This is a genomic window from Massilistercora timonensis, assembly GCF_048354975.1.
Classification (GTDB): Bacteria; Bacillota; Clostridia; order Lachnospirales; family Lachnospiraceae; genus Massilistercora; species Massilistercora timonensis.
In genome coordinates this window covers 18758-44247 of record NZ_DBGCJQ010000070.1, presented here as the reverse complement: position 1 = coordinate 44247, position 25490 = coordinate 18758, and the positions used below count along the sequence as shown (strand labels likewise).

At 54.9% G+C, this 25490-nt stretch carries 24 protein-coding genes; 3 read left to right on the top strand and 21 right to left on the bottom strand.

What is annotated here, in order from left to right:
* Window positions 1-26: 26 nt before the first annotated feature.
* The 5 genes from ACML7B_RS06510 to ACML7B_RS06490 form a co-directional block, all read right to left on the bottom strand.
* Window positions 27-1232: a D-alanyl-D-alanine carboxypeptidase family protein gene (locus tag ACML7B_RS06510; RefSeq protein ID WP_418540021.1), complete on the bottom strand. Its 1206-nt coding sequence runs from the start codon at window positions 1230-1232 to the stop codon at window positions 27-29.
* 108 nt (window positions 1233-1340) lie between these two features.
* Entirely contained in the window at window positions 1341-1919 is a 579-nt protein-coding gene (gene scpB, locus ACML7B_RS06505) for an SMC-Scp complex subunit ScpB (RefSeq protein ID WP_197710834.1), read from the bottom strand.
* Between the two features lie 11 nt (window positions 1920-1930).
* The gene (locus ACML7B_RS06500) at window positions 1931-2677 is read right to left on the bottom strand and encodes a segregation and condensation protein A (protein WP_106790404.1); all 747 of its coding nucleotides are present in this window, start codon (window positions 2675-2677) and stop codon (window positions 1931-1933) included.
* A 68-nt stretch (window positions 2678-2745) separates the two neighbouring features.
* A complete protein-coding gene (locus tag ACML7B_RS06495; protein ID WP_418540018.1) occupies window positions 2746-3600 on the bottom strand; it encodes a metallophosphoesterase in 855 nt (284 codons plus the stop codon).
* Window positions 3601-4407, bottom strand: a complete 807-nt coding sequence (locus tag ACML7B_RS06490) for an HAD-IIA family hydrolase (protein ID WP_418540015.1) — start codon at window positions 4405-4407, stop codon at window positions 3601-3603.
* A gap of 151 nt (window positions 4408-4558) precedes the next feature.
* Here ACML7B_RS06490 and ACML7B_RS06485 point away from each other — a divergent pair, with 151 nt between their 5' ends.
* From ACML7B_RS06485 to ACML7B_RS06475, 3 genes are read left to right on the top strand one after another with little or no spacing between them, the layout of a single operon-like run.
* Window positions 4559-4927 (top strand): GntR family transcriptional regulator, encoded by a 369-nt coding sequence (locus tag ACML7B_RS06485; RefSeq protein ID WP_106790401.1) that lies wholly within the window; start codon window positions 4559-4561, stop codon window positions 4925-4927.
* 2 nt (window positions 4928-4929) lie between these two features.
* Window positions 4930-5631 (top strand): ABC transporter ATP-binding protein, encoded by a 702-nt coding sequence (locus ACML7B_RS06480; protein WP_418540013.1) that lies wholly within the window; start codon window positions 4930-4932, stop codon window positions 5629-5631.
* Window positions 5625-6452: a hypothetical protein gene (locus ACML7B_RS06475; protein WP_418540011.1), complete on the top strand. Its 828-nt coding sequence runs from the start codon at window positions 5625-5627 to the stop codon at window positions 6450-6452. The genes ACML7B_RS06480 and ACML7B_RS06475 overlap by 7 nt, the downstream gene beginning before the upstream one ends.
* Before the next feature lie 75 nt (window positions 6453-6527).
* Here the strand turns inward: ACML7B_RS06475 and ACML7B_RS06470 are convergent, their stop codons facing one another.
* The 16 genes from ACML7B_RS06470 to ACML7B_RS06395 form a co-directional block, all read right to left on the bottom strand.
* On the bottom strand, window positions 6528-8933 hold the full coding sequence (locus ACML7B_RS06470) for an ATP-dependent DNA helicase (RefSeq protein ID WP_418540009.1): 2406 nt from the start codon (window positions 8931-8933) through the stop codon (window positions 6528-6530).
* Between the two features lie 48 nt (window positions 8934-8981).
* Window positions 8982-9791 carry a TIGR03915 family putative DNA repair protein gene (locus ACML7B_RS06465; RefSeq protein WP_418540007.1) on the bottom strand — a complete coding sequence of 270 codons (810 nt, stop codon included), beginning with the start codon at window positions 9789-9791 and terminating at the stop codon, window positions 8982-8984.
* Complete coding sequence (locus tag ACML7B_RS06460) at window positions 9788-11098, bottom strand: putative DNA modification/repair radical SAM protein (RefSeq protein WP_418540005.1); 1311 nt, start codon at window positions 11096-11098, stop codon at window positions 9788-9790. Before ACML7B_RS06460 ends, ACML7B_RS06465 begins: the two co-directional genes overlap by 4 nt.
* Before the next feature lie 90 nt (window positions 11099-11188).
* Window positions 11189-12001, bottom strand: a complete 813-nt coding sequence (locus tag ACML7B_RS06455; RefSeq protein ID WP_346708230.1) for a Uma2 family endonuclease — start codon at window positions 11999-12001, stop codon at window positions 11189-11191.
* Window positions 12002-12138: 137 nt separating this feature from the next.
* A complete protein-coding gene (locus tag ACML7B_RS06450; protein ID WP_106790395.1) occupies window positions 12139-12969 on the bottom strand; it encodes an Mrp/NBP35 family ATP-binding protein in 831 nt (276 codons plus the stop codon).
* Window positions 12970-12994: 25 nt separating this feature from the next.
* Entirely contained in the window at window positions 12995-13369 is a 375-nt protein-coding gene (locus ACML7B_RS06445) for a RidA family protein (RefSeq protein ID WP_106790394.1), read from the bottom strand.
* A gap of 3 nt (window positions 13370-13372) precedes the next feature.
* Window positions 13373-14323, bottom strand: coding sequence for an ornithine cyclodeaminase family protein (locus tag ACML7B_RS06440; protein ID WP_346708229.1), 951 nt, complete (start codon window positions 14321-14323; stop codon window positions 13373-13375).
* Window positions 14324-14343: 20 nt separating this feature from the next.
* Complete coding sequence (locus tag ACML7B_RS06435) at window positions 14344-15525, bottom strand: iron-containing alcohol dehydrogenase (protein ID WP_418540001.1); 1182 nt, start codon at window positions 15523-15525, stop codon at window positions 14344-14346.
* An 18-nt stretch (window positions 15526-15543) separates the two neighbouring features.
* A complete protein-coding gene (gene glgX / locus ACML7B_RS06430) occupies window positions 15544-17658 on the bottom strand; it encodes a glycogen debranching protein GlgX (RefSeq protein WP_346708227.1) in 2115 nt (704 codons plus the stop codon).
* Between the two features lie 166 nt (window positions 17659-17824).
* On the bottom strand, window positions 17825-18976 hold the full coding sequence (locus ACML7B_RS06425; protein ID WP_418539998.1) for a double-cubane-cluster-containing anaerobic reductase: 1152 nt from the start codon (window positions 18974-18976) through the stop codon (window positions 17825-17827).
* A gap of 28 nt (window positions 18977-19004) precedes the next feature.
* On the bottom strand, window positions 19005-19778 hold the full coding sequence (locus ACML7B_RS06420; RefSeq protein WP_418539995.1) for an acyl-CoA dehydratase activase: 774 nt from the start codon (window positions 19776-19778) through the stop codon (window positions 19005-19007).
* Between the two features lie 189 nt (window positions 19779-19967).
* Window positions 19968-21161 (bottom strand): molecular chaperone DnaJ, encoded by a 1194-nt coding sequence (gene dnaJ, locus ACML7B_RS06415; protein ID WP_346708215.1) that lies wholly within the window; start codon window positions 21159-21161, stop codon window positions 19968-19970.
* 119 nt (window positions 21162-21280) lie between these two features.
* Window positions 21281-23167 (bottom strand): molecular chaperone DnaK, encoded by a 1887-nt coding sequence (gene dnaK / locus ACML7B_RS06410; protein WP_106790387.1) that lies wholly within the window; start codon window positions 23165-23167, stop codon window positions 21281-21283.
* A gap of 32 nt (window positions 23168-23199) precedes the next feature.
* Window positions 23200-23877: a nucleotide exchange factor GrpE gene (grpE, locus tag ACML7B_RS06405; protein WP_418539993.1), complete on the bottom strand. Its 678-nt coding sequence runs from the start codon at window positions 23875-23877 to the stop codon at window positions 23200-23202.
* Between the two features lie 17 nt (window positions 23878-23894).
* A complete protein-coding gene (gene hrcA, locus ACML7B_RS06400; RefSeq protein ID WP_106790386.1) occupies window positions 23895-24938 on the bottom strand; it encodes a heat-inducible transcriptional repressor HrcA in 1044 nt (347 codons plus the stop codon).
* A gap of 244 nt (window positions 24939-25182) precedes the next feature.
* Complete coding sequence (locus ACML7B_RS06395; RefSeq protein WP_106790385.1) at window positions 25183-25476, bottom strand: hypothetical protein; 294 nt, start codon at window positions 25474-25476, stop codon at window positions 25183-25185.
* Between the last annotated feature and the right edge of the window lie 14 nt (window positions 25477-25490).

Here is a 25490-nt window from a genome sequence, read left to right as displayed (position 1 = left end):
ATTATGAAACAGCTTTTCTCCCCCTGTCAAGACTCCTCTTTACAAAGCAGCCATGCCTTTGCCGCCACTTTCAGACACCACCCGGGATCCCGCTTTTCTGCCGCCTCCAGGGTTACCACCTCATACTCCCGGATCTTGGTGCCGTCCAGCATGCACAGCACCTTCCCCGCCTGCTGCCCCTTCCTCACCGGAGCCTTCAGTTCTTCTTCCAGTTGAGTGCGAAATTCCACCTGTTCATCCTTCCTAAGCAGCATCCGGAAGATCTCCTCCCCGGGAAGGCCTGTTTCCACCGCCGTTTTGTGCCGGTATGGGAATTCCGGGTCCGCGCCGTCTGTCACCGGGATCTCTTCTGCCTCCATCTTCACCGGGATCTCCCGGTACTCATAGTTGGCAAGCCCGTACTCCATCAGCGCCCGGGTATCCTTCCATTTATAACTCTTGTTGTTGGGCCACCCGCAGGCAAGAAGAGCCACAATGAAGGTCCGCTCCCCCCGGCGCAGCGCGCCCACATAACAGTAGCCCGCATCCCCGGTAAATCCGGTCTTGCCGCTTAAGGCTCCCTCCATCATGGTAAGGAAGGCATTCTGGTTATGACAGGTAAAGCTCCGTTTCCCGGCGCAGTCCTGGAACTCATACGCTTCTGTCCGGGTGATGGCAAGGAATTCCTCCCGCTTTGGCGACTCCATGATGCAATAACGCATGATCCTTGCAAGGTCCGCCGCCGTGGTAGCGTGGATCCCTCCTTCGTCCTCCCCGTCCAGCCCGTTGGGCGTCACGAAATGGGTGTCCCCACATCCCAGTTCCCGGGCCTTCTGGTTCATCCGGTCCGCGAATGCTTCCACGCTTCCGCTGATCCCCTCGGCGATCACCACGGCGCTGTCATTGTAGGACTCCAGCATCAGGGCGTAGAGAAGATCCTGGATGCGGTACTCCTCTTTTCCCCGCACTCCCAGCCGGACTTTGGGCTGGCTGGCGGCGTAGTCGCTTACCTTGGCCGTCTGCCCTTCCTCCATCTCCTCCAAGGCCAGGATGCAGGTCATGATCTTGGTGGTGCTGGCCATGGGCCGCACTTCCCGCTCCTTTTTCCCAAATAAAATACGCCCGCTGTCAGCATCCATAAGGACCGCCGACCGGGCGTACAGACTGGAAGGTTGGCCGGTCCCTTCTTCTGCTCTTACCGGGAGCGCCCCAGGCAGCGGAGCTGCCAGCAGGAACGCTGCCAGCAAACACATAAGGGGCCGCCAGTTTATCCTTCTCTTTCTTCCACAATCCTTCATATTTCATCCCGCATTTTCTCTGGTTGTTCTCAGTCTATGATGCAGGAATGCCGTCTATGCCTGTCAGATATCCAGCTTCAGCTGGACTTCCTCCTCCGCCTCTGTCTTGAAGTGCTCCATCTGCTCCGGATTCAGGCCCGGAAGATCCTCGATGGAATGAATGCTGAACCTGCGCAGGAATTCCTCCGTGGTCCCGAATAGAAGGGGACGTCCCGGGGCGTCCAGTCTTCCCGCCTCGCAGACCAGATTGTACTCCACCAGCTTGTTCACCGCGTGATCCGATTTGACTCCCCGTATCTTCTCGATCTCCAGCTTGGTCACCGGCTGCTTGTAGGCAATGATGGACAGGGTCTCCAGAAGCACGTCGGTGAGCACGTACTTCCGGGGCTGTCTGGCCACCCGGATCAGATACTCGTACATCTCCGGTTTGGTGCACATCTGGAAGGAATTCTCCAGCTCCACGATCCGGACTCCCCGGTCCTCTTCCTCATACTTGTCCATCATCTGGTGGATGATCTTGCGCACCGTGTCTTCATCATGCTCCACTGCCGCCGCGATCTTCCCAAGTTCTACTGAATCTCCCATTGTAAACAGGATGGCTTCGATGGCGCCTTCCAGTTTCTTAATCTCCACGCTCTCCATACAACCTTTCTCTAATCTTCCGTCCAAGTGATCAAAATATCGTCAAAGGGCTGCTCCTGCTCGGTGCGGATAGACCCTTCCTTCATCATCTGCAGCACCGCCAGAAATGTGACCACGATCTGGGTCCTGGACTTCTGGCTGGTCAAAAGCTCCCGGAAGCTGAACCTGCGGCTCTTTCTGGCAAAGGTACGGATATCCTCCATCCGCTGGGACAGGGTCACCGTCTCCTTCTCGATCTTGCCGAATGTACTGCGGACCGGGTCGATCTTGTCCGCCTGCCTGCGGATCACATCCTGGAAAATGCTGTTCAGCTTCGCCAAAGTCAGATCCCCCAGCAGCGCGTCCATGTCGATGGGCTCCACATACTCCTTCACTTCCTCCGGAAGGTCCGGCGCCCGGTAGAGCGCCCGCTGGCCCTCTGCCTCCCGGTCCCGGAGCTCATAGGACATATACTTGTACATCTTGTACTCCAGAAGCTGTTCCACCAGTTCCTGCCGGGGATCTTCCTCCTCCCCGTCTTCTTTCACTTCCTTGGGAAGGAGCATCCGGCACTTGATGTCCAGAAGGGTAGCGGCCATCACCAGGAACTCGCTCATCACATTTAAGTCTTCCCGCTCCATGGCCCGGATGTAATCCATATATTGATTTGTGATCTCCACGATCGGAATGTCGTAGATATCGATCTTATTCTTATCGATCAGGTGAAGAAGAAGATCCAGGGGACCTTCGAACACCTGCAGTTTTACCGGAATTCCCATTTACTTTCCTCATACATTTTCAAAGGCAACTGTAATATTATACAGGATTTTCCTCATTTGCACAAGTATTACCCGTGAATCCGCAGAAGGACTGCCTCTGCCGGGTTAAACAGCCGGACATGGAAGGTGTGGGTCCCCAGCCCTTTACTTACCACCATCTCCTGATCCCCCTCCCGGTAATGGCCTCCGGAATAAGCCGGGAACACCTGGAAGCTGGGCGAGAACACTGCCCCCACTCCGGGAAGCCGCACCAGCCCGCCGTGGAAATGGCCGGACAGGATCAGATCCGCCCCCCAGGCAAGGTATTCTTTCATATAGGAAGGATTATGGGCCAGAAGGATGGTAAAGACCTCCCTGTCACAGTCCCCGATCCGCTCCCGGATCTCTTCCGGCCTGAGCTCCTTCTGATGGAACCGGGTGTAGTCTTCCAGAGGGATCTCAAGCCCGGTAAGGCGCACGACCGTCTCTCCCAGGGGAATCTTAACCGTCTCATTTTCCAGGAAAGTTACCCCCATCTCCTTAAGCGTCCTTTTGTAGATCAGATAATCGGTCCCGAACCGGTCCTGCTGCTCCTTCATCCGCTGCTCATGGTTGCCGTTTGCATAATAGACCGGCGCTTCCCCGGTGATCTGCCGCAGGAACTCCACCGCCGGAGCGAAGGACTGCTCCTCCTTCCCCACCAGCATATCCCCGCCGATCAGGATCAGGTCCGGCTTCGCCTGGCGGACCGCCTCCACCAGCCGCCGGTTTCTGAAGCCGTAACGGTGGTTGTGAAGATCGCTGAGGAAAAGCACCCGGGCCTCCCCTTTCATTTTCTCAGACCGGATGTCATACTCGGTGGTCCGGAATCCGTGAAGCTCCCGGAAATTTTCCAAAAGTCCCAGTATCACGGCGCCTCCCGCCGCCATTTTCCAAAATCCCATCTATTCCTCTCCTCTGGCTGCCTGGAATGCCTCCAGCAGCTCTTCCACATTCTCAAACACATAGTCCGGCGGATATGCCGTCTCCTTCAGATCTTCCGGTCGGGCCTCCCCGGTATAGACAAGGGCCGTCTCCACCCCTGCGTTTAATCCGCAGGCAATGTCCGTATAAAGCCGGTCCCCCACTACCAGCACTTCCTCGGGCGATGCTTCCACCTGCTCCATGCACATGGATACGATGGCAGGGTTTGGCTTACCTATATACAGCGGCTCCCGGTCCGTGGTCACATTGAGCATCTGGCAGATCCCGCCGCAGTCCGGCATGAAGCCATAGGAAGTGGGACAGCGAAGATCCGGGTTGGTCCCGATGTAATCCACCTCCGGGCGGAACAAAAGCTCACAGGCTTTGTCCACCTTGTCATAGCAAAGTGTGGCGTCAAAACCCACCACCACGCAGGCCACATCCTGCTCTGCCCGGTCTGTCACCGCAAGGCCAAAGCTCTTCACTTCCTCTGTAAAAGAAGGGGTTCCCATGACAAACAGCTTCTTTCCCTGATAATGCCGCTCCAGATACCGGCAGGTTGCGTAAGACGCCGTCATGAACTGGGATTCCTCTGTCTTTATCCCCCAGCCGGCAAATTTCTTCACGTAATCCTTCCGGCTTTTGATGGAATTGTTGGTAATGTAAAAGCACCGGCCGCCCAGGGAATCGATCTTGCGGATCAGCTCCAGGCTTCCGGCAAACAATGTATTGTCCACTGCCAGTGTCCCGTCAATATCAAACAGGAAATATTTCTTGTCTTTCAGCATCCTTGTCCCGCCTCTTCTTGTTATCTCCGTCTTATCTCCCGTCCAGTATAGCAGAGATCCAGATTTCTTTCAATTTCTCTTGACATTTCTCTTTATTCGTATTATTGTATTATACAGGTAATACAATAATACTGGAAGTGAGGTGAATGGTATGCCATGGGATCTGTCCAATGACCGCCCCATCTATCTGCAGCTGATGGAGCGCATCCAGCAGGATATCGTCTCCGGCGTCTACAGTCCCGGCGACCGCCTGCCGTCTGTGCGGGAGCTGGCGCTGGAAGCAGCCGTCAATCCCAACACCATGCAGAAGGCCCTCTCTGAGCTGGAACGGAGCGGCCTTGTCTATTCCCAGCGGACCAGCGGAAGATTTATCACGGAGGATGAAACTATGTTAAAGCAACTGAAGAGCCAACTGGCAGAAGAACACATCCGCGATTTTTTTGAGAAAATGAGACAGCTTGGTTTCCAGACAGAAGAAACCCTTGCGCTGATCCAAGAAACTGTAAAGGAGGAACCCTGATCATGAAGCCGATTTTGGAATGTCACGGTCTGTCAAAACAATATAACCGCATGAGCTATGCCCTGCAGAATCTGAACCTCGCCCTGGAGCCCGGTCAGATCGTGGGACTTCTGGGGCCCAACGGCAGCGGCAAGACTACCCTTATCAAGCTGATCAATGATCTTCTGGTGCCCACAGAGGGCCGGATCCTGATCGACGGCAGGGCTCCCGGCGTGGAGACCAAGAAGATCGTCTCCTATCTGCCGGAGCGAAGCTGCCTGGACGAATCTATGCGGATCAAAGAGATCCTTCGGTATTTCGCCGATTTTTATCAGGATTTCTCCACGGAGAAGGCCGACGCCATGCTCCGGGATCTGGAGATCGACCCTGCCGCCCGCCTCAGGACCCTGTCCAAGGGAAGCCGGGAGAAAGTGCAACTTGTGCTGGTCATGAGCCGGGACGCACGCCTTTATGTCCTGGATGAACCCATCGGCGGAGTGGATCCTGCCGCACGGGATTATATCCTGCGGACCATCCTTTCCAATTACAGGGAGGATGCCACCGTCCTTTTGTCCACCCATCTCATCTATGAGATCGAGAATATCCTGGATCGGGTGCTCTTCCTGCGCCAGGGCCAGATCGTATTGAATGCCGGGGTGGATGAGATCCGCACCCAGCAGGGCAAATCCGTAGATACACTGTTTCGGGAGGTGTTCAGATGTTAGGAAAACTGATCAAATACGACTTAAAATCAACCAGCCGGATCCTTGTCATCATCCATGTGTTTCTGATCCTGTCCGCGCTTTTTATGCGCTTTCTCATCACCGGACGGGTGGAGGAAGACCTGTTTATGGCTTCCGGCGGATCCGAGGTATTCTATACCCTCCTTGTCATGGTTTATACCCTGGTCATCATAGGCGCCAGCTTCGCCACCTGCATGGTGGTCGCCATCCGGTTCTACCGGCATCTTTTCTCAGATGAAGGATACCTGACCAACACCCTGCCGGTGAAGCGCAGCACCCACCTGCTGGCCAAGACCATATCCGGAAGCCTGTGGCTTTGCATTGATATGATCCTGATCATGCTCTCCCTTTTCCTGGTGGCTTTCCCGCCGGTGGTCCTTGAGATGTTCCGGGAGAACCAGGAAACGGTAGCCAGGTTCTTTGGCTTTGGGGCAGGCTCCCTTCCATCCCTGCCTGCTTTCCTCGGCTTATTTCTGCTCGTGTGTGTGTTAAGCGGGATCTCCAGTGTGGTTACCCTCTATGGTTCCATCGCCCTGGGGCAGCTCTTCTCCGAGCACCGGGTGATCGGAGCGGTGGCCTGCTACTTTGCCATCACCACCATCACTTCCGTTATCTCCTATATAGCGATGGCCATGCTGGGAATATCCGGCAATTACCTGGCAGTAGCGGACGGAACTGTTCTGAACCTGGGCGAATTCCTGTGGAAACTGATCCTCTTCTCCCTGGTTTGGTCCCTGATCCTCAGCGTCATCCTCTATGTGGTCACCACCTGGGTGATGAACCGGAAGCTGAACCTGCCCTAGGATCCGGATCGCCTGTAAGAAACTGATAAGGGTGCTTCTCATCTCGAGAGGCACCCTTTTTGTCACCTGCACTTCTTATTCTTCCGCCCAGAATTCCCGTAGCCTTTCCTCCACCCCTGTCAGGGTGCAGACCTCGATCTTCTCCCACTCTCTGGGGAAGGTCTCCCGGTAACGTGCATCCCCGAACCGGTCGTCCAGAAGCAGGATCACACCCCGGTCTTCGTCGGTGCGGATCACCCGCCCTGCGGACTGAAGTACCTTGTTCATCCCCGGATACAGGTAGGCGTAATCGAATCCCTTCTTCCCCTTCCCCTCAAAGTACTCTTTCAGAAGTTCCCGTTCCCGGCACACCTGGGGAAGTCCGGTGCCCACGATCACCGCGCCGATCAGCCGATCCCGGGCAAGATCGATGCCCTCGGCGAAGATCCCGCCCATCACACAGAACCCCATCAGGCTCTGGTCCCTGGCTTCTTCGAAATTTTCCAGGAAGATCTCCCTTGCTTCTTCTGTCATATACTGAGACTGCATCACACATTCGATCCCCGGGTTCTCCTTCTCTTCTTCCAACAGCTTCTGAAACTCCTCATAGACTGCCTCCATGAACCGGTAGGAAGGGAAGAATGCGATATAATTTCCCTGCTTTCCCGAGGCGGCAGCCAGAAGATACCGGGCATATCTTTGGTACATTCCCTCCCCTCTCCTGGTATACCGGGTGCTTACATCCTTTCCCAGCAGAAGGAGCCGGTTGGCCGGATCAAAAGGCGATCTGGCATAGATGGCATAGGCCTCCTCCTCTGTGCTCAGAAGCTGTTTATAGTAACGGATGGGAAGCAGCGTGGCAGAGAAAAACACGGCGCTTCTCCCCTTCTCCAGGAAATTCTGCAGGTTGCGGGAAGGATTTACACAGAACAGGCACACCTGGAACTTTCCATCCTCCCGGATCTCCGAGTAGAGAAGGTAATTCTCATCCACCCGCTCACAGGTACTGACAAACCGGCACACAGCAAAATAGAACTCCAGAACCGCCTCCCGCTTTTCATCCTGTCCTTTGTGTTCTTCCAGATACCGCTCCAGCTCCCCCATCAGGTTAAGAAGCCTGAGATAGAGGGCGGAAACGCTGTCCAGAATCCGGCAGCCTTCACACTCCCGCTTCAGGGCCAGCATCTGCCGGTTGCAGTCCTCCAGACGCCGGGACAGTTTTCCGTCTTCTTCTTTAATAAGCCGCCGGATCTTCAACACTTCCTCTTTGCAGAGACTGGCACTGTACATCTCCCTGCCCCGCTCCACCAGGTTGTGGGCTTCATCGATCAGGAAGAGATAATCCCCCTTCATTCCTTCTCCGAAGAACCGGCGCAGATGCGCGTTGGGGTCGAACACATAGTTGTAGTCGCAGATCACCGCATCCACCCACTCTGCCAGATCCAGGCTCATCTCATAGGGGCAGACCTGCCATTTGCGGGCCTGCTCCTCCAGGATCTCCCGGCTCATCTCATCAGAGGTGGTCAAAAGCTCATAGACTGCGTCGTTGACCCGGTCAAAATGTCCCTTTGCATAGGGACAGGCTTCCGGATTGCAGTCCTGCTTCTCGCAGAAACAGATCTTCTCCTTGGCGGTGAGCACCAGCACCTTCATCCGCAGCGCCTGCTCCTTCAGGATGTCAAAGGCCTGCCAGGCCACTGTCCGTGTGATGGTCTTGGCGGTCAGGTAGAAGATCTTCTCCCCCAATCCTTCTCCCATAGCCCGTACAGCCGGAAAGACACAGGCCATGGTCTTCCCCACTCCCGTAGGCGCCTGGATAAAAAGTTCCTTCCCCTGCTGGATGGTCCGGTACACTGAGGCCACCAGTTTGCGCTGTCCCTCCCGGTAGGGGAAGGGAAATTCCACCTGTCGGATGGACTGGTTGCGCTTCTCTTCCCACTGGATCCGGTATCTGGCCCACTTCTCATATTTCCCTACCAGGTCATAGAACCACCCTTCCAGCTCCTCCCGGGCGTAAACGCTCTGGAACCGTTTGATGTCCTCTGTCTCCAGATGGCAGTAGGTCATCTGCACGCCGATCTCCTCCAGATCATGCTGACAGCTGTAAATATAGGCGTAACAGCGGGCCTGGGCAAGATGGACCTCCACCGGCTCCTCCAGAAGGGCAAGATCCTTGAAGACGCCCTTGATCTCATCGATCACCACGCCCTCTTTCCTCTCCCACACACCGTCCGCACGGCCTTCGATCTCCAGTATGAACCCCTTGCAGGGGACGGAAAAGCGCAGGGAAACCTCCGGATGATATCCGGCTCCCATTCCCCGCTGGATCTTCCGGTGAAGCTTTGCTCCCAGCAGCATGGCATCCTTATCCGCCGTGCCCATCCGGTTATCAATGTCTCCGCTTCGCAGGATGAATTCCACCAGTGCCCGCACGGAGATCCTTACATGAGGAAGTCCCTGATCTTTTGTCTCTGTCTGGTTGTTCTCTGTCTGTGCCGGCAATGCTTTTTCTGTCCTTTCCGCCCTGTTTGGACTGTTCTCTGGCACTGATTATACACCCGCCTCCGGAAACATACAACCGCTCTCCAGATCCCACTCCTGGAACTCGGTCATCTCCGGCCGGAAACGGAGGGGCAGATTCTGCCTCTGGCACCGGGGATTCTTCCGGGCGTCGATGGCAATGGTCTTACAGAATCCGGTCCACAGCCTGGCAAATTCCCGCTCCCGATCCGAAACCCGGGCAAACTTCTCCCAGGCAAAATCTTCCCCGCACACCAGCACCCACTGCTTTGAAGCTTCATGGACCACAAACATGTTGTGGGATTCATCCCAGATCATCCAGTTCTCCAGGGGCAGCCGGTCCGCGAAATGAGGCGCCAGGCAGGGAAGCACCTGGGACCTGGGGCGGATCCGGGCGCAGAGGATCCCTTCAGTAAGTTCCCGAAACCGTAAGAACCCCTTCAGATGATGGGCCTCGCACCCCACCTGACGGCTCAGTTCGAAGACCTTCTCTACTTTTGGATGGCTCAGATGGTCCATGATCTTCCGGCTGTCCGGGATGGTCCGGGCGGCAAGCATGGTCCCCAGGATGGCCTCTCCTTTATCCGGGTCATAAGACAGCGCCGCCTGGGAGATCTCCTGATAGGCATATGTCCCCAGATGCTTCTTGATAAGGGCGATCACCGCTTCCGCCTTGCGCTCGGTCTCCTCTACTTCCACATAATCACAGAAAAGCTGAAGCTCCACCTCTCCCTTGACGGCAATGCCGCAGGCTCTCCCGGCAAGAGCCGCCTTCCAGGTGTCATAGAGCGCGGAGAAAAGTCCGGTCAGCGTATCCCCGCACAGATAAACCGTCTTCATCGGATCCCCCCTCCAAACCTTACATCGTCAAACAGGGAAAGCTGCCGGTATCCCTGTCCGGTCACCTCTTCTGGCAGCTTCTCCCCGGCGGATAGAAGATTCCTGGCGATGGAGTCCTCATTCATCCGGACCGGGCCCTGCATGCGGCCGCTGCAGGTGATAAAATACACCGCCCGCTTCAGCACCACCCCCATCTTCTTCAGGTCCGGGAAGTCCAGCGTCCCCAGCTTCCTGGCCTTCACGATCCGGCTTGCCGACTTGTACCCAATGCCCGGAACCCGCAGAAGTGTCCGGTAGTCCGCCCGGTTTACCTCCACCGGGAAAGCTTCCAGATGCTTTAACGCCCAGTTGCACTTAGGGTCAAAAAGCACATTGAAATTCGGATCCTCCGAAGACAGAAGCTCCTCCGCCCGGAAATGATAGTAGCGCAAAAGCCAGTCCGCCTGATACAGCCGGTGCTCCCGCAGAAGAGGCGGCCCCTCTCCCGTCCGGGCAGGCAGGTCCCGGTCCTCATTTACATGGACAAAGGCAGAGTAAAACACCCTCTTCAGATCGAATTTCTGGTACAGGCTCTCCGCCACCTGGATGATCTGAAAATCCGTCTCCGGGGTGGCGCCGATGATCATCTGAGTGCTCTGCCCGGCAGGCACAAACCGGGGCGCATTCCGGTAAAGCTGGATCTCCTGGCGGTTCTCCCGGCTCCGGTCCTGAATCAGGCGCATAGGCGTAAGGATCTTCTCCCGGGTCTTATGAGGGGCCAGAAGGCGCAGCCCCTCTGCCGTAGGAAGCTCCAGATTGATACTCATCCGATCCGCCAGGAATCCCGCCCGTCGGACCAGCTCCAGGCTGGCTCCCGGGATCGCCTTCACATGGATATACCCCTGGAAACGATACTCTCGTCGCAGCTTCTCCAGGGCCGCGCAGATCAGTTCCATGGTATAATCCGGGCTGATAAGCACCCCAGAGCTTAAGAACAGCCCTTCAATATAATTCCGGCGGTAGAACTCCATGGTCAGAGTACAGATCTCATCCGGGGTGAAAGAAGTCCGCTCCACATCGTTGGATCTGCGGTTAATGCAGTATTTGCAGTCGTAGATACACTCATTGGTAAAAAGAATCTTCAAAAGAGAGATACACCGCCCGTCCGCGGAGAAGCTGTGGCAGATACCGGCCTGCTCGCAGTTTCCCATGCCGGTCCCGTCTCCCCGACGGGAGGTGCCGCTGGAAGTACAGGCCACGTCGTACTTGGCCGCGTCCGTCAAGATCTTCAGTTTCTCATACAGGGTCTTTTCTTCCTGGATCCGCATAGTCCCACCTCATTTTCAGCACAGAAAAAGAACGTCTGTTCGATAAATTTATTATACGAACAAACGTTCTTTTTGTCAACGGATTTCCATCTAAAACTGCCCGTCATGCTCTGCCAGGAGTTTCCCTAATTCCAGTGTCAGCCCCTTCACCACACGAGAGGAAACCTTCCTGGAGAAAGGCGCCACCTCAGGCAGGATCCCTTCTTCCAGGACATAGATCAGGATCGATTCCTGCTCTGGATCCACGATCCAGTACTCACGCACCCCATATTTACTGTAAATGCCCGGCTTCTCGAAAAGATCATATTTCTTATTCTCAGGAGACAGTACTTCCACCACCAGATCCGGCGCTCCCTCGCAGCCTCCGTCCCGCAAAAGCTCCCGTCTGCACACCACGGAAAGATCAGGTTGGACCACCACGCCGTCCGCCCTGCTTAAGATCACACAGAAAGGCGCCGGGATCACTTCGCATTTCTTACAATGTGTCCAGATATCCTGATAAAACTGCATAAAGATCTGGCCGGCGATGATCTGATGCCGGTATCCGGAGACATTCTTCTTCACAAGCTTTCCCTCGATCAGCTCGTAATCCCCCTGCTTTGGCAGCGCAAAATAATCCTCCACCGAATATCTGGGCTCCGAGTAATACTCTGCTTTCGCTTGCCGAATGAGATTAGGCGTTCCATAATCGTAACGGCCCAAAAGCTCGTCCGCCGACACAAACAATTCTTCAGAGAGCCTGGCGAACATCTCCACATCCGGCGACCGCTTCCCAGTCTCATATCCGGCATAGGTGGACCTTGCTATCCCCAGTCTTTCCGCCATCAGAGCCTGGCTGTAGCCTCTGGCTTTGCGGGCGAATCTCAGATTTTCCGCGAAAACGTCGATCACCTTCTGCTCCATAGCAAGACCTCCTTGTTCTGTTTGGATCTTCCTTTTTCTTAGTATAACAATTTATGTGTCGAAACGCAACATTTCCCGCGACAAAAAAACCGGGGACGTGGTATTTTTAAAAATACCACGTCCCCAATTAATCGTTTTTACAATTTATTTACTGCCGCCGCCAGATACTCATTGCTGACCTGGTAGAACTTCTCCTGTTCCACTGCCTCTGAAAGTCCGGCGTCAATGGGCATCTTGCCCAATACCGGAAGATCCAGCTCTTTGGCCGCCTCGTCAATATGGCTCTCGCCAAACACAGAGATCTTCCTGCCGCAGTCCGGGCAGATCAGGTAGCTGTAGTTCTCTACCACGCCCAGTACCGGGATATTCATCTGTCTCGCCATGTTGTAGGCCTTCTTCACGATCATCTGCACCAGATCCTGGGGCGATGTGACGATCACCACACCGTCCACCGGCAGGGACTGGAACACCGTCAACGGCACGTCCCCGGTTCCCGGAGGCATGTCCACGAACAGATAATCCAGTTCGCCCCAGATCACATCAGTCCAGAACTGAGTCACTACATTTGCGATGATGGGACCTCTCCAGATCACCGGATCCGACTCGTGCTCCAGCAGAAGGTTGACGGACATGATCTTGGTGCCGTCTTTTGCCTCGCTGGGGAAGATCCCGTCTTCCGTTCCTTTTGCCGTCTCGTGGATGCCGTACATCTTCGGGATAGACGGCCCTGTAATATCCGCGTCCAGGATCCCCACGGAGAATCCCTGCTCCCGCATAAGCCTTGCCAGGGACGCGGTCACCATGGACTTGCCCACGCCGCCTTTTCCGCTGACTACCGCGATCACCTTATTGATATGAGAATGAGCGTTGGCTGGTTTGCGGAAATCCTGTGGCTTGCTGCTGCAGGAATCCGCGTGGGCGCATCCCGCGCAGTCGGACGGGGAGCATCCATTTTGCTGCTCTGCCATGTTTCCTTACCTCTTTTCTACTTTCCTATTCTTCTGCTGCCGCGATCACTTCGATCTCGCACAGCGCATTCTTTGGCAGTGTCTTTACCGCCACACAGCTTCTGGCCGGTTTGGATGTGAAATATTTCGCATATACTTCGTTAAACGCAGCAAAATCTCCCATGTCCGCCAGGAAGCAGGTAGTCTTCAGGACCTTGTCAAAAGAAGTTCCGGCCTCTTCCAGAACCGCGCCTACATTTCTGCAGGCCTGGTCCGCCTGGCCCTCGATCCCTTCCGCCAGTTCGCCAGATACCGGGTCAAGCCCCAGCTGTCCTGCGCTGTAGAAGATGCCTCCGTGTACATATCCCTGTGAATATGGCCCCAGCGCCGCCGGAGCGTTCTTTGTAGCTACTACTTTCATATTCTACCTCTCCTTTGCTGATTGTAATAATTTTTGCGCGATACAGATATCAAAGAGCCCCATTCCAACTGATTTGAAATATGTGGTCCCTTTGGCGGCTTCTTCCACCGGCTCTCCCGACGCCAGGAAATCACTCATCAGCACCACCTGGTCCATCTTTAAGCGGCCTTCTGCCAGAGGCTGGCTTAAGTCTCCGCTCTCCTCACAGGCATAGGGCAGTTCCACATAGACCCGGTCCACCAGATCCCAGATGGCGTCCGGGATCTCCCGCATATCCGGAGTGTAGGAGCCGATGGCGATGATACATTTCCCTCGCAGAAGCTCCCGGTCGTTGGGGAGTACTGGCGTGGCGGAACTGGTGGTGGTACAGATTATATCACTTTTCGCCGCTAATTCTTCCGCTGTACTACATTGTACTACCTTTACCCTGGGGTCCGCAACCGCTTTTTCCAATCTCTTCCCGTATTCCGTCAGGTCCCTTCCACTGTGGCTGTAGAGATAAACGGTATGGATATCCCGGGCCGCGCAGGCGTAGAGCGCCTGATAGAATCCCTGCACGCCGGCGCCTACGATTCCCACCGTATGGCAGTCCTTCCGGGAGAGATGGCGGACTCCCACGCCGCCTACCGCCCCGGTGCGCCAGGCAGTCACCGCCTGTCCGTCCAGGATCGCCTGAGGCGCTCCGGTCACCGGATCATTTAACAGCACCACCCCGTCGATGGAAGGCAGCCCCAGTTTCGCGTTGTCCGGGAAAATGGTAAGGATCTTGGTGCCGATGGCCTCTTTGGTGTAGCAGGGCATATACATCAGCGTCTTATTGTCATGCTCCACCGAAGGCCGGTTTGGCACATAGTAATCTCCCGACCGGATGATCTGGTAGGCCCGCTCGATCTCGTCCATCATCTCGTCCCGGTCCACCAGCTGTTCAATTTCGTCTTTTCCAAGTAAGATCATTGCTTTTTTGTCCTTTCTTCTTAATGATTTGCCGCCTGATAGATTTCATACATCTCTCTGGCTCCCAGCTTTTTAAAGCAGCCAAGCTTCACCGTATCCCCTTTGGTGGCGCTGTCCGCCAGCTCTCTTAAAACTTCTTCCGGCTGCACGCCCATGGAGAGTTCTCCTATGGATACCGGCATCTGGATCTCCCGGAAGAAGGCTTCCGTGGCTTCGATGGCCATCACGGCCGCCTTCCCGTCCTCCTCTTCCTCAATGCCCCAGACCTTGCGGCCGTACCGGGCAAATCTGGGAACATCCAGCTGATAGACGTATCTGGCCCAGCTTCCCCACACTGCGGACAGGGTCGCCCCGTGGGCCTCGTCAAAATGGCCGCCGATCTCATGGCCCAGCTTGTGGCAGGCAAAGTCCTTGGGCCGTCCCAGACCTGTCAGGCCGTTGTGGGACAGGCTTCCGCACCACATCAGCTCGCTCATGGCTTCATAGTCCGTCTGGTCCGCAAATGCTTTTCTCCCGTTGCGGATCACAGTTCTCATCAGGCCTTCCGCGATCTCGTCTGTCAGTTCATTTCCCGCAACCGGGGTAAAATACCGCTCCAGAGTGTGCATCAGGATATCGGTGATCCCGCAGCACAGCTGGTATTTGGGCAGACTGTAGGTCAGTTCCGGGTTCATCAGGGCGAATCTGGGCCGGATCAGATCGCTGTTTACCCCTGCCTTTTTCCCCGTTTCTTTGTTGGTGAGCACAGCAGAATCGCTGGTCTCGCTCCCTGCCGCGGAGATGGTCAGCACCGCTCCCACCGGCAGAGCGCCTGTAAGAGGCGCCTTGCCCATCCAGATGTCCCAGATGTCTGTTCCCGGCACATAGGCGCCTGCCGCCACTGCCTTGGCCGTGTCGATGACACTGCCTCCTCCCACCGCCAGGATGAGATCCGCCTGGAAGGCAATGGCCTTCTCCACTCCTTCCCTTGCCAGGGCCAGACGGGGATTGGGCTGTACCCCTCCCAGCTCCTCACAGGCAATGCCTTCTCGATCCAACTCTTCTTTGATCTCCTGCAAAAGGCCGCTGCGCACCGCGCTTCCTCCGCCGTAGACCAGCAGCACCCGGGAACCGCCCCACTTCTTCGTAAGTTTCCCGGCTTCCTTCTGGGCGCCCCTGCCAAACACGATCTCCGTTGGGGTATACTGTGTAAAACTCTGCATATAAAACTCACTCCTTTTCTATGATTCCAGGGGTTCGCCGGTGAGCACCGCCACAGAGCGGGGCCCGAACAAGAACTCTGTCCCCCCGATCTGGGCCGGCTCCTGATAACAGCCGCTCCCCTCTGCTCCTGTATTTACCGCTACCTTCCAGTGAAAGCCCTCCGGCAGGGCCGGAAGCTCACAGGTCACTGCCTCCCAGAAGGCGTTCACGCCCACATAGACGATGTCATCTTTCCCCTGCTTTTCGTCAAATCCTGCAAACATGGCTGCCACCAGCCCTGCCTGGTCTCCGTAGTCTGCCTCCCAGGCTTTCCGGGAATGAAGGCTCACTTCCGGCAGGCCGCAGCGGGCTTCCTTGCAGGATCCTGCGATGGCCGGATGCATTTTCCGAAACCGGATCAGGTAGCGGAAGAAATCGTGGATATCCCGATATTTCTCCAGATTACCCCAGTTAAGCCAGGAGATCTCGTTGTCCTGGCAGTAGGCGTTGTTGTTGCCAAACTGGGTGTTGCCAAACTCATCTCCGGCAAGGAACATAGGCGTTCCCCGGCTGGTCAGCAGCACTGCGCAGGCATTCTTGATCATCCGCCGGCGAAGCGCATTTACCTGAGGATCTTTCGTCTCCCCCTCCGCCCCACAGTTCCAGCTGCGGTTATCGCTGGCTCCGTCGGTATTCCCCCAGCCGTTGGCCTCGTTGTGCTTCTCATTGTAGGAATAGAGATCATACAAGGTGAAGCCGTCGTGACAGGTAAGGAAATTGACGGAAGCGTCCTTCCCCCGGATGTTGGTGTCGTAGATATCCGGGGAGCCGATGATCCGCTGTGCCGCGGCGGAAGCCGCCCACAGGCCCCCTTTTAGGAATTCTCTTACATCGTCCCGGTACCGGCCGTTCCATTCGCTCCAGCGCCGGAAGGCCGGGAAATTTCCCACCTGATAGAGGCCGCCCGCGTCCCAGGCCTCTGCAATCAGCTTGGTGTCCCCCAGGATGGGATCCTGGGCGATTGCCCTTAAAAGAGGCGGATTCTGCATGGGCGAGCCGTCCTCATTTCTCCCAAGGATGGAGGCCAGGTCAAACCGGAAGCCGTCCACCCGGTAGGTGGTGACCCAGTAGCGCAGGCAGTCCAGGATCAGCTGCTGCACCACCGGATGATTGCAGTTCATGGTATTCCCGCAGCCGCTGAAATTATAATAGTAGCCGTCGGGAGTCAGAAGATAGTAAATGTTATTGTCAAAGCCTTTAAACGAGATGAAAGGACCGTCCTCGTTGCCCTCCGCCGTGTGGTTGAAGACCACGTCCAGGATCACTTCGATGCCATTTTCATGAAGCGACTTCACCAGCTGCTTGAACTCCATTCCTTCCCGGTTATACTCCACCGCAGATGCATAGCTGGTGTTGGGAGCGAAAAATCCCACCGTGTTGTAGCCCCAGTAGTTGACCAGTTCCCGCCCGTCCACCTCCCGGCGGCCGCTGAGCTCGTCAAACTCGAAGATCGGCATAAGTTCAATGGCGTTGATCCCCAGATCCTTCAGGTAGGGGATCTTCTCTTCAATCCCCCGGAAGGTTCCCTGCGCTTCCACGTCCCCGGCCATCTTGGTAAAGCCCCTCACATGCATTTCATAGATGATCAGCTCCTCCATAGGGATCTTGGGCTGACTCTCCGTGCCCCAGTAGAAATTATTGCGCACCACCCGGGCCCGGTAGCCCTGCTCACTCACCTTCCGGCCCCACACACTCTGGCCGGTGACCGCCCTGGCATAGGGATCCAGAAGTACATGTTCCCTGTTGAACAACAGCCCCTTCCCGGGATCCCAGGGACCGTCCAGCCGGTAGGCATACTCAAACTCCTCCACATTCAGGCCAAACACGATCATGGAGTACACGTCCCCGATCCGGTAGTTCTCCGGGAAAGGCAGCACCGCGTATGGCTCGGTCTCCTTCCGGTGATAGAGAAGAAGTTCGCAGGATGTGGCCCCCTTGGACTGGACTGTGAAGTTCACCCCTCTCGGAATAGGCGTGGCTCCAAGGAACATATAGAAGCCCGGCCGCACATCAAAGCCGTTCACCCGGTCCAGCGGCTCCATGTGCTGGATCTGCGTTCCAAACAGACTGGCAGTGGTAAGTTCATCAGACATAGCCGACTCCCCTTTCATATAATTTTCAGAATATTACCCTTACTTTTACCTGTTTAAATAGTACCAAATTTACGGGAAATAACCAAGTAGGGACGTGGTATTTTTAAAAATACCACGTCCCAGATTGAAAATACCCTGTCCCTTTTCGAAGTTTTTCTTACAATTCTTACAACATCTCGATGAACGCCGCGATCCGGGTGTTCAGCTGACCGATGTCCGCCTGAGAGTAATCGGTCTCTACATTGATGTAGGGGATTCCTTTCTCTTCGTTTACGAATTTCCGGATTCCAAAAGCTTCTACGTTATAGGTATGGCAGGCCTGCAGGGTCATCTCTACCACGCCTTCTACATTATACTCGTCGATCAGGCGGCCCAGAAGCTCCAGCCGGTTGGGGTTGGGCGTCATGACGGAGCAGCCGATATTCAGATATCTGCGGGCCAGTGCGTCATATACGTCCGGATTGTCCTCATCTACCAGCTTATCGATGGATTTGGCGCCGGAGCAGCTCTCATAGGTAACCACGATACCGCCGTTGTCCTCTACGGCCCGGATCACCTTCTCCGTGGCGCCGCCGATGGGACATCCGGTGATCAGGATCCTGGGCTTCTTCTCCTGCATTTTCCCTTCTGCGTACTCTTTCTCGATCTTATCCACCAGGGCGTCTACCTCTGCCGGGATCTCTTCCCGGTTGAACTTGAAGGTGCTGCCGTAGAGAACTTTGAAAAGTTCCTGTCCGGTAATGGGCGCAGGATCGTTTTTCATCACCTCGTAGAGACGCTTCAGGGACCGTCTGCCTGCGTTGTTGATCTTGATGGCTCTGCGGATATCATCCTCCGTAATGGTCACGTTGAACTTCTTCTCCAGATATTCTTTGAACCGGATGATCTCATTTCTCCACAGCTTCAGCGCGTCCTCCCGCTGGGTGTTGGGCAGTTCCATGATATACACGTCCTTAAACTGCGCCATATACTCGTACATTTTCTTCTTCCCGTCGCAGGTAGTCTCTCCCACTACCACGTCGGAGAAATAGAAGAAGGGACATTTGTCCGTCCGGGCAAATCCATAACTGGACTTGATCAGAGGACATAAATTCTTGGGCAGCTCCCGCTCTGCGTCTGCGATAGTCTCATCGGAAGTGGAGCACAGGCTCACGCTTGCCGCCCCCATCGCCAGGGCGATCTCCTGTGGAAAATATGTACAGTAAGAGCCGATGACCGGCATCCCCTGCTCTTTGATCTTCTTGATCCCCAGGAAGGAATTCTTCCTCTGCTCTGCAAATTCTTCAAATACCTCGGGCAAATCTTTTACCAGTTCCATAACCGCACCTCTTTCTTATCTTTTCCTCTTAATGCTTTTTCTTCTTTGACTTTTCTTCCGCCAGAAGGGCCGCTCCCAGTGCTCCCGCATACCTGCCGTAATCGGTTGGAGTCACCGTCTGGTCCATCTTGGCGGACAGGATCCGGGTGAAATACCGGCTGTGGCTCAATCCCCCGGTCAGGATCACCTGTTCCGGAAGATTCTTGCGCTGAGCAAGCTGGGCCACCTTGGCCGCCACTGAATCCACCACGCCTGCGGCGATATCTTCCCGTTTCCGGCCTTCGCCGATGTAATTGATCACCTCGGACTCTGCAAACACCGTACACAGAGAACTGATGGGGAGAACTTCCCCCGCCGCCGCCAGATCGAAAAGCTCCTGCAAGGTCACGCCCAGCCGGTTGGCCATAACCTCCAGAAATTTCCCGGTTCCCGCAGAACACTTGTCATTCATCAGGAAGTCATGCACCATTCCGTTCTGTACCAGGATCACCTTGGTGTCCTGGCCGCCCACATCGATGATGCCGCAGTTGTCGCTGCCCAGCTCTCTTCCTCCCCGGGCATGGCAGGTGATCTCCGTGATCACATAGTCCGCAAAATCCACGGCGATCCGGCCATAGCCAGTGGCTACCACTTTAGTGGTCTCATCCAGCACGTCCACGTTATGCTCCTTCAGACGCTCCTGGATGATACGGGTAGTCTCCTTGCTGTTCCACCCGGTGGGCAGCACAAACTCCATCTGGGTCTCCCCTCTTGCCACAACCTTGGAGGCTGTAGAACCAATGTCAATTCCTACGTAATTCATAAAAAACCTCACTTATCTGCCGTTTCTCGGCCTTTTATGCACGTAATAATGTTAGCACTACTGGAAAAAGAACGGAAATTGATAATCTTGATATGATTATAGATATTTTCTATAGATAAAAAGGGACAGGGTATTTTCAATCTGGGACGTGGTATTTTCAAAAATACCACGTCCCCACTTGAAAAAAAATCAATCATCTAGTACTTCTTTCATCTTATCCATGAAGCCTTTTTTCTTCTTGCCGGCCTTGGCGCCTGTTTCGCTTTTTCCCTCCGCCGGCGTCCCAAGGGTGTTGCCGGAGAGTTCATCAAACCGGCGTAAGGCCTCTTTGGCCTCCGGGCTCAGCCGCTCCGGCGTCTGGATCACCAGGGTCACATAGTGGTCGCCCCGCACTTGAGGATTACGCACGGAAGGAACGCCTTTTCCTTTCAGCCGCACTTTGGTGTCGGTCTTGGTTCCTGGCTTCACGGTATAAAGCACCTCGCCGTCCACCGTCTTGATCCGGATATCTGCTCCCAGAGCCGCCTGGGCGAAGGAGATTGGCACGGTGGAAAAGATGTGCATATCCTGGCGCTGGAAAATGGGATGTCTGGACACGGAAACTTCTACCAGAAGATCCCCTCTCGGCCCGCCGTTCACACCCGGCTCGCCTTTCTCCCGGATGCGCACACTCTGGCCGTTGTCGATCCCTGCCGGGATGGATACGGAAATGGTCTTCCGGTTGGATACATATCCGGTGCCGCCGCAGTCCGGACATTTCTCTTTGATGATCTTGCCGGTGCCGTGGCAGTCCGGACAAGTCTGTACATTCTGAACTGTTCCAAAGAAGGACTGCTGTGTGAAGACCACCTGGCCTTTGCCGCCGCATTTTGGACAGGTAACCGGAGAAGTCCCCGGTTTTGCTCCGGTGCCGCCGCACTTGGGGCAGGGATCTTTAAGGACAACGTCCAGCTCTTTCTCGCAGCCAAACACTGCCTCTTCGAAGGTGATCCGCACGCTCTTGCGGATGTTCATCCCCTTCATCGGTCCCTGGCTGGCGCGGCCTCTTCTCCCGCCGCCAAACAGATCACCGAAAATATCGCCGAAAATGTCGCTGAAATCCGCACCGCTGAAATCGAACCCTCCGAATCCGCCGGCGCCTCCGGCTCCTCCTTCAAAGGCGGCGTGACCGAACTGATCGTACTGGCGCCGCTTCTCCGGATCGCTGAGGATTGCGTAGGCCTCGGAAGCTTCTTTAAACTTCCGCTCCGCCTCCGCGTCTCCCGGATTCATATCTGGATGGTACTTCTTCGCGACCTGACGATATGCTTTCTTTAATGTCGCCTCATCCGCGTCTCTGCTGACGCCAAGGACTTCATAGTAATCTCTCTTTGCTTCCGCCATCGCAACTGTTCCTTTCTCCTGGCCAAGAACCTTTTACACAAGGAAATTCCGGAGACTCCGGCAGGCGCCCCTAGGGACTTCCCGCCGGTTCCCCGGAATCGTCCGTGCTTTTACAGCTCTTAGACTTCTTTATAATCTCCGTCTACTACGTCATCTCCCTGGAATCCTTCCGGAGCCGGGCCTGCGCCCTGAGTGGATCCTGCTCCCGGATTGGGGCCTGCTCCCTGTGCGCCTGCTGCCGCGCCTGCCTGCTCATACATCTTGGTGAACAGTTTCTGGGCGCTCTCCATCAGTTTCTCCTTGCCGGCCTTGATCTGGGCAACCTGATCATCGGTCATGCTCTCCATGTTCACATTCTCCAGGATATCCTTCAGGGCCTTGCAGTCTGCCTCTACAGAAGCTTTGTCTGCGGCGTCGATCTTGTCGCCCACTTCGCCCAGCGCCTTTTCAGTCTGGAATACCAGCGCGTCTGCGTCGTTCTTCGCGTCAATGCCCTCTTTACGCTTCTTGTCCTGGGCCTCGAACTCAGCCGCCTCTTTCACTGCCTTGTTGATCTCGTCATCGGACATATTGGAGCCGGCAGTGATGGTGATATGCTGCTCTTTGCCCGTTCCCAGATCCTTGGCGGAAACATTTACGATACCGTTGGCGTCGATATCGAAGGTAACCTCGATCTGCGGTACTCCACGGGGAGCCGGCGGGATTCCATCCAGACGGAACTGGCCCAGAGACTTGTTGTCTCTTGCAAACTGCCGTTCGCCCTGTACCACGTTGATATCTACCGCGGTCTGATTATCCGCCGCTGTAGAGAAGATCTGGCTCTTCTTGGTCGGGATGGTGGTGTTCCGCTCGATCAGTCTGGTAGCTACGCCGCCCATGGTCTCAATGGACAGAGACAATGGAGTAACATCCAGAAGGAGCACATCCCCTGCGCCGGCGTCTCCTGCCAGCTTGCCGCCCTGTACAGAAGCTCCCAGAGCAACACACTCATCCGGGTTCAGAGACTTGCTGGGCTCTTTGCCGGTCAGACGTTTTACTTCCTCCTGAACCGCCGGGATACGGGTAGATCCGCCTACCAGAAGTACCTGGCCAAGCTCGGAAGCTGTGATCCCTGCGTCGGAAAGCGCGCGGGTCACCGGCTCAGAAGTCTTCTCTACCAGATCGTGGGTCAGTTCATCAAATTTCGCTCTCGTCAGGTTCATGTCGAAATGCTTCGGTCCTTCTGACGTAGCAGTGATAAATGGAAGGTTGATGTTGGTGGTGGTTGCGGAAGACAACTCTTTCTTTGCCTTCTCCGCAGCTTCCTTCAGTCTCTGAAGGGCCATCTTGTCGGTGGACAGGTCCACTCCTTCCTGTTTCTTGAATTCAGCGATCATGTAATCGGTGATCTTCTGGTCGAAGTCATCGCCGCCCAGACGGTTGTTTCCGGCTGTGGACAGAACCTCGATAACGCCGTCGCCGATCTCGATGATAGACACATCAAAAGTACCGCCGCCCAGGTCGTAAACCATGATCTTCTGTTCTTTCTCATTGTCCAGGCCATAAGCCAGGGCCGCCGCTGTAGGCTCGTTGATGATACGTTTTACATCCAGGCCCGCGATCTTGCCGGCGTCCTTGGTCGCCTGACGCTGCGCGTCGTTGAAGTAGGCAGGAACGGTGATAACCGCCTCTGTCACTTTCTCTCCCAGATAGCCTTCCGCATCCGCTTTCAGCTTCTGAAGGATCATCGCGGAAATCTCCTGTGGAGAATATTTCTTTCCGTCGATGGTAACTCTGTAATCGGAACCCATCTCTCTCTTAATAGAAGAAATGGTCCTCTCCGCGTTGGTGACTGCCTGACGTTTCGCAGGCTCTCCTACCAGACGCTCTCCTGTTTTTGTAAATGCAACTACAGACGGTGTAGTCCTGGCGCCTTCGGTATTGGCGATAACGGTAGGCTGTCCGCCTTCCATTACGGCTACACAGCTGTTTGTTGTTCCCAAGTCAATTCCAATGATCTTGCCCATAATGCTCTTCCTCCTAATTTATGATTTCAATCTTAGTTTGCTACCTTTACCATGCTGTGTCTCACCACAGAATCATGGTACATATAACCTTTCTGGAACTCTTCTGCGATAATGTTCTCGCCAAGCTCCTCATCCTCCACATGCATCACTGCGTTGTGGAAATCCGGATTAAACTCCTTGCCCACCGCTTCGATGGGTTTGACTCCAATCCCGTCCAGTGTTGTCATTAACTGCTTATACACCTTCTCCATTCCCTGTACAAAGGGATCTTCTTTTTTCTCTTCCGTCACCGCCCCCAGACCTCTCTCGAAGTTGTCGACGATGGGGAGGATCTTATCTATGATATCTTTCGCGCCTATCTCGTACATCTGGGATTTCTCCTTCTCTGTACGCTTGCGGAAGTTATCAAACTCAGCCATCTGGCGGGTAAGCTTATCCGTCAGTTCTTCGATCTTCTCATCCTTCTTGTCTTTCTTGTTCTTCTTGCCAAACAGTTTCTTACCGGATGAGTCTTCGCTTTCTTCTTTTCCTTCCGTCCCCTCAGAGGTTTCTTCTTTGGAATCCTCTTCTTTGGAAACGTTTTCTTCCTTTTCTGTTGCTTCCCCGGCGGCGTCGGCTTTGGCTTCCTCTGCCTCCTGGGCTTTGGCCTTCGCCTCCTCCACAGCTTCCTTCACCATTTCTTCCTGGCTTTTCTCCTGCTTATTTTCCAAGGGTCATTCCACCTTTCCTATTCTTTCTTGTGAAACATCTGATCCAGCTCATTTTGCAGGCGCTTCATGGACCGCAGCACATGCTCGTAATCCATTCGCTTGGGTCCGATGATACCTATGGTTCCCTTCATCCCCTCGCCCAATTCATAAGTGGCGGTGACCACACTGCAGTCCTTCATGGTCTGTACCGGCGTCTCATCGCCGATGTAGACCTGGATCCCTGTGTTGTCCTCCCGGGACAGGGTCTGGGTCACAAGTTCCGTCAGCTGCTGCTTCTCCTCGAAGGCGCTGATGATCTCCTGCGCGCTCTGCTTGTCGCTGAGCTCCGGATATTTGAAAATGTTGGTGGCGCCGCTGGTGTAGATCTGCATATCCTCATCGATCTGAATGGCGTCCGCCACGGCGTCCAGCACATTTCCGATCACCTCGCTGTGGATCCCGGCCTGCTCTTTCAGCCTGGCGATCAGCCCCAGGTTGATCTCCTCGATGGCCATCCCGTTCAGCGTGGTGTTCAAAAGCATGTTCAGTTTCAGCAGATTCTCATTGCTGATCGGCTCCTCGATGGGGATGATCTTGTTCTTGATCACATTGCCTCCCAGCACGATCACTGCGATCACCTGTTCCGGATCTACCATGGAAAGCTGAATGAACTTCAGCTTGTTGGCGCTGTTCATGGGGGTGGAGACCATGGTGGCATAGTTGGTGCTGCTGGCAAGAACCTTTGCCGCCTGCTTCAGGAGCTGTTCCATCTTGTCTGCCTTATCCAGCATCTGCTCCTGCAGCTCATTGAGCTCCTGCTCCTTCTGCTCCATCAACATATCTACATATAATCGGTAGCCCTTATCCGAAGGAATCCGTCCCGCCGATGTGTGGGGCTGGATGATGTAGCCCATCTCTTCCAGGTCCGCCATCTCATTGCGGATCGTAGCGGAACTTAAATTCATATCCGTATATTTGGAAATGGTCCGGGAACCTACCGGCTCGCCTGTCTCCAGGTAAGTCTGGATGATCGCGTGAAGAATCTTAAGCTTCCGTTCACTCAGGCCCTGTTCTGCTACCATCACGGCTTCCTCCTCTCAGGTTTTTGGTCTGTTAGCACTCATTACTTTCGAGTGCTAATTCCTTCCGACTATTAATTTAGCACTCCCCTTTTTGTTTGTCAACAGTATTTCTAGAAAATTTTTCAATTTAGGACGTAGCCTTTTTACATTTTACTACGTCCTAAATTGACTTTTGCCCTGTACCTAAATGCAAAATGCCCTGTACCCAAATGCATGGGTACAGGGCATCGCATTCCCAAATGGATTAGCTTAACTCTACTTTTTCTGCCTCTTCCGGCTTGAAGTCGTTCTCCAGGTCATAGATGTTATGGCCGGTGGACTCGCTTAAAACTCTTCCTTCCAGGGAATAGCAGCGGATGAAGCGCTTGCCGTCTACGCTGGACCAGTGCTCCACATCCCAGCTCATGTAACCGTCCTCGTCGCTTTTCTTCTCCTTCAGGTACAGGTCCACCTGGCGGCCGTCCTTCATCAGCTGGATCAGGCCCTTGGTGCCGTCTACTTCTACCTCGGTTTTGTTTACAGAATCATAGATCTTCATGATAGTTCCCTCCT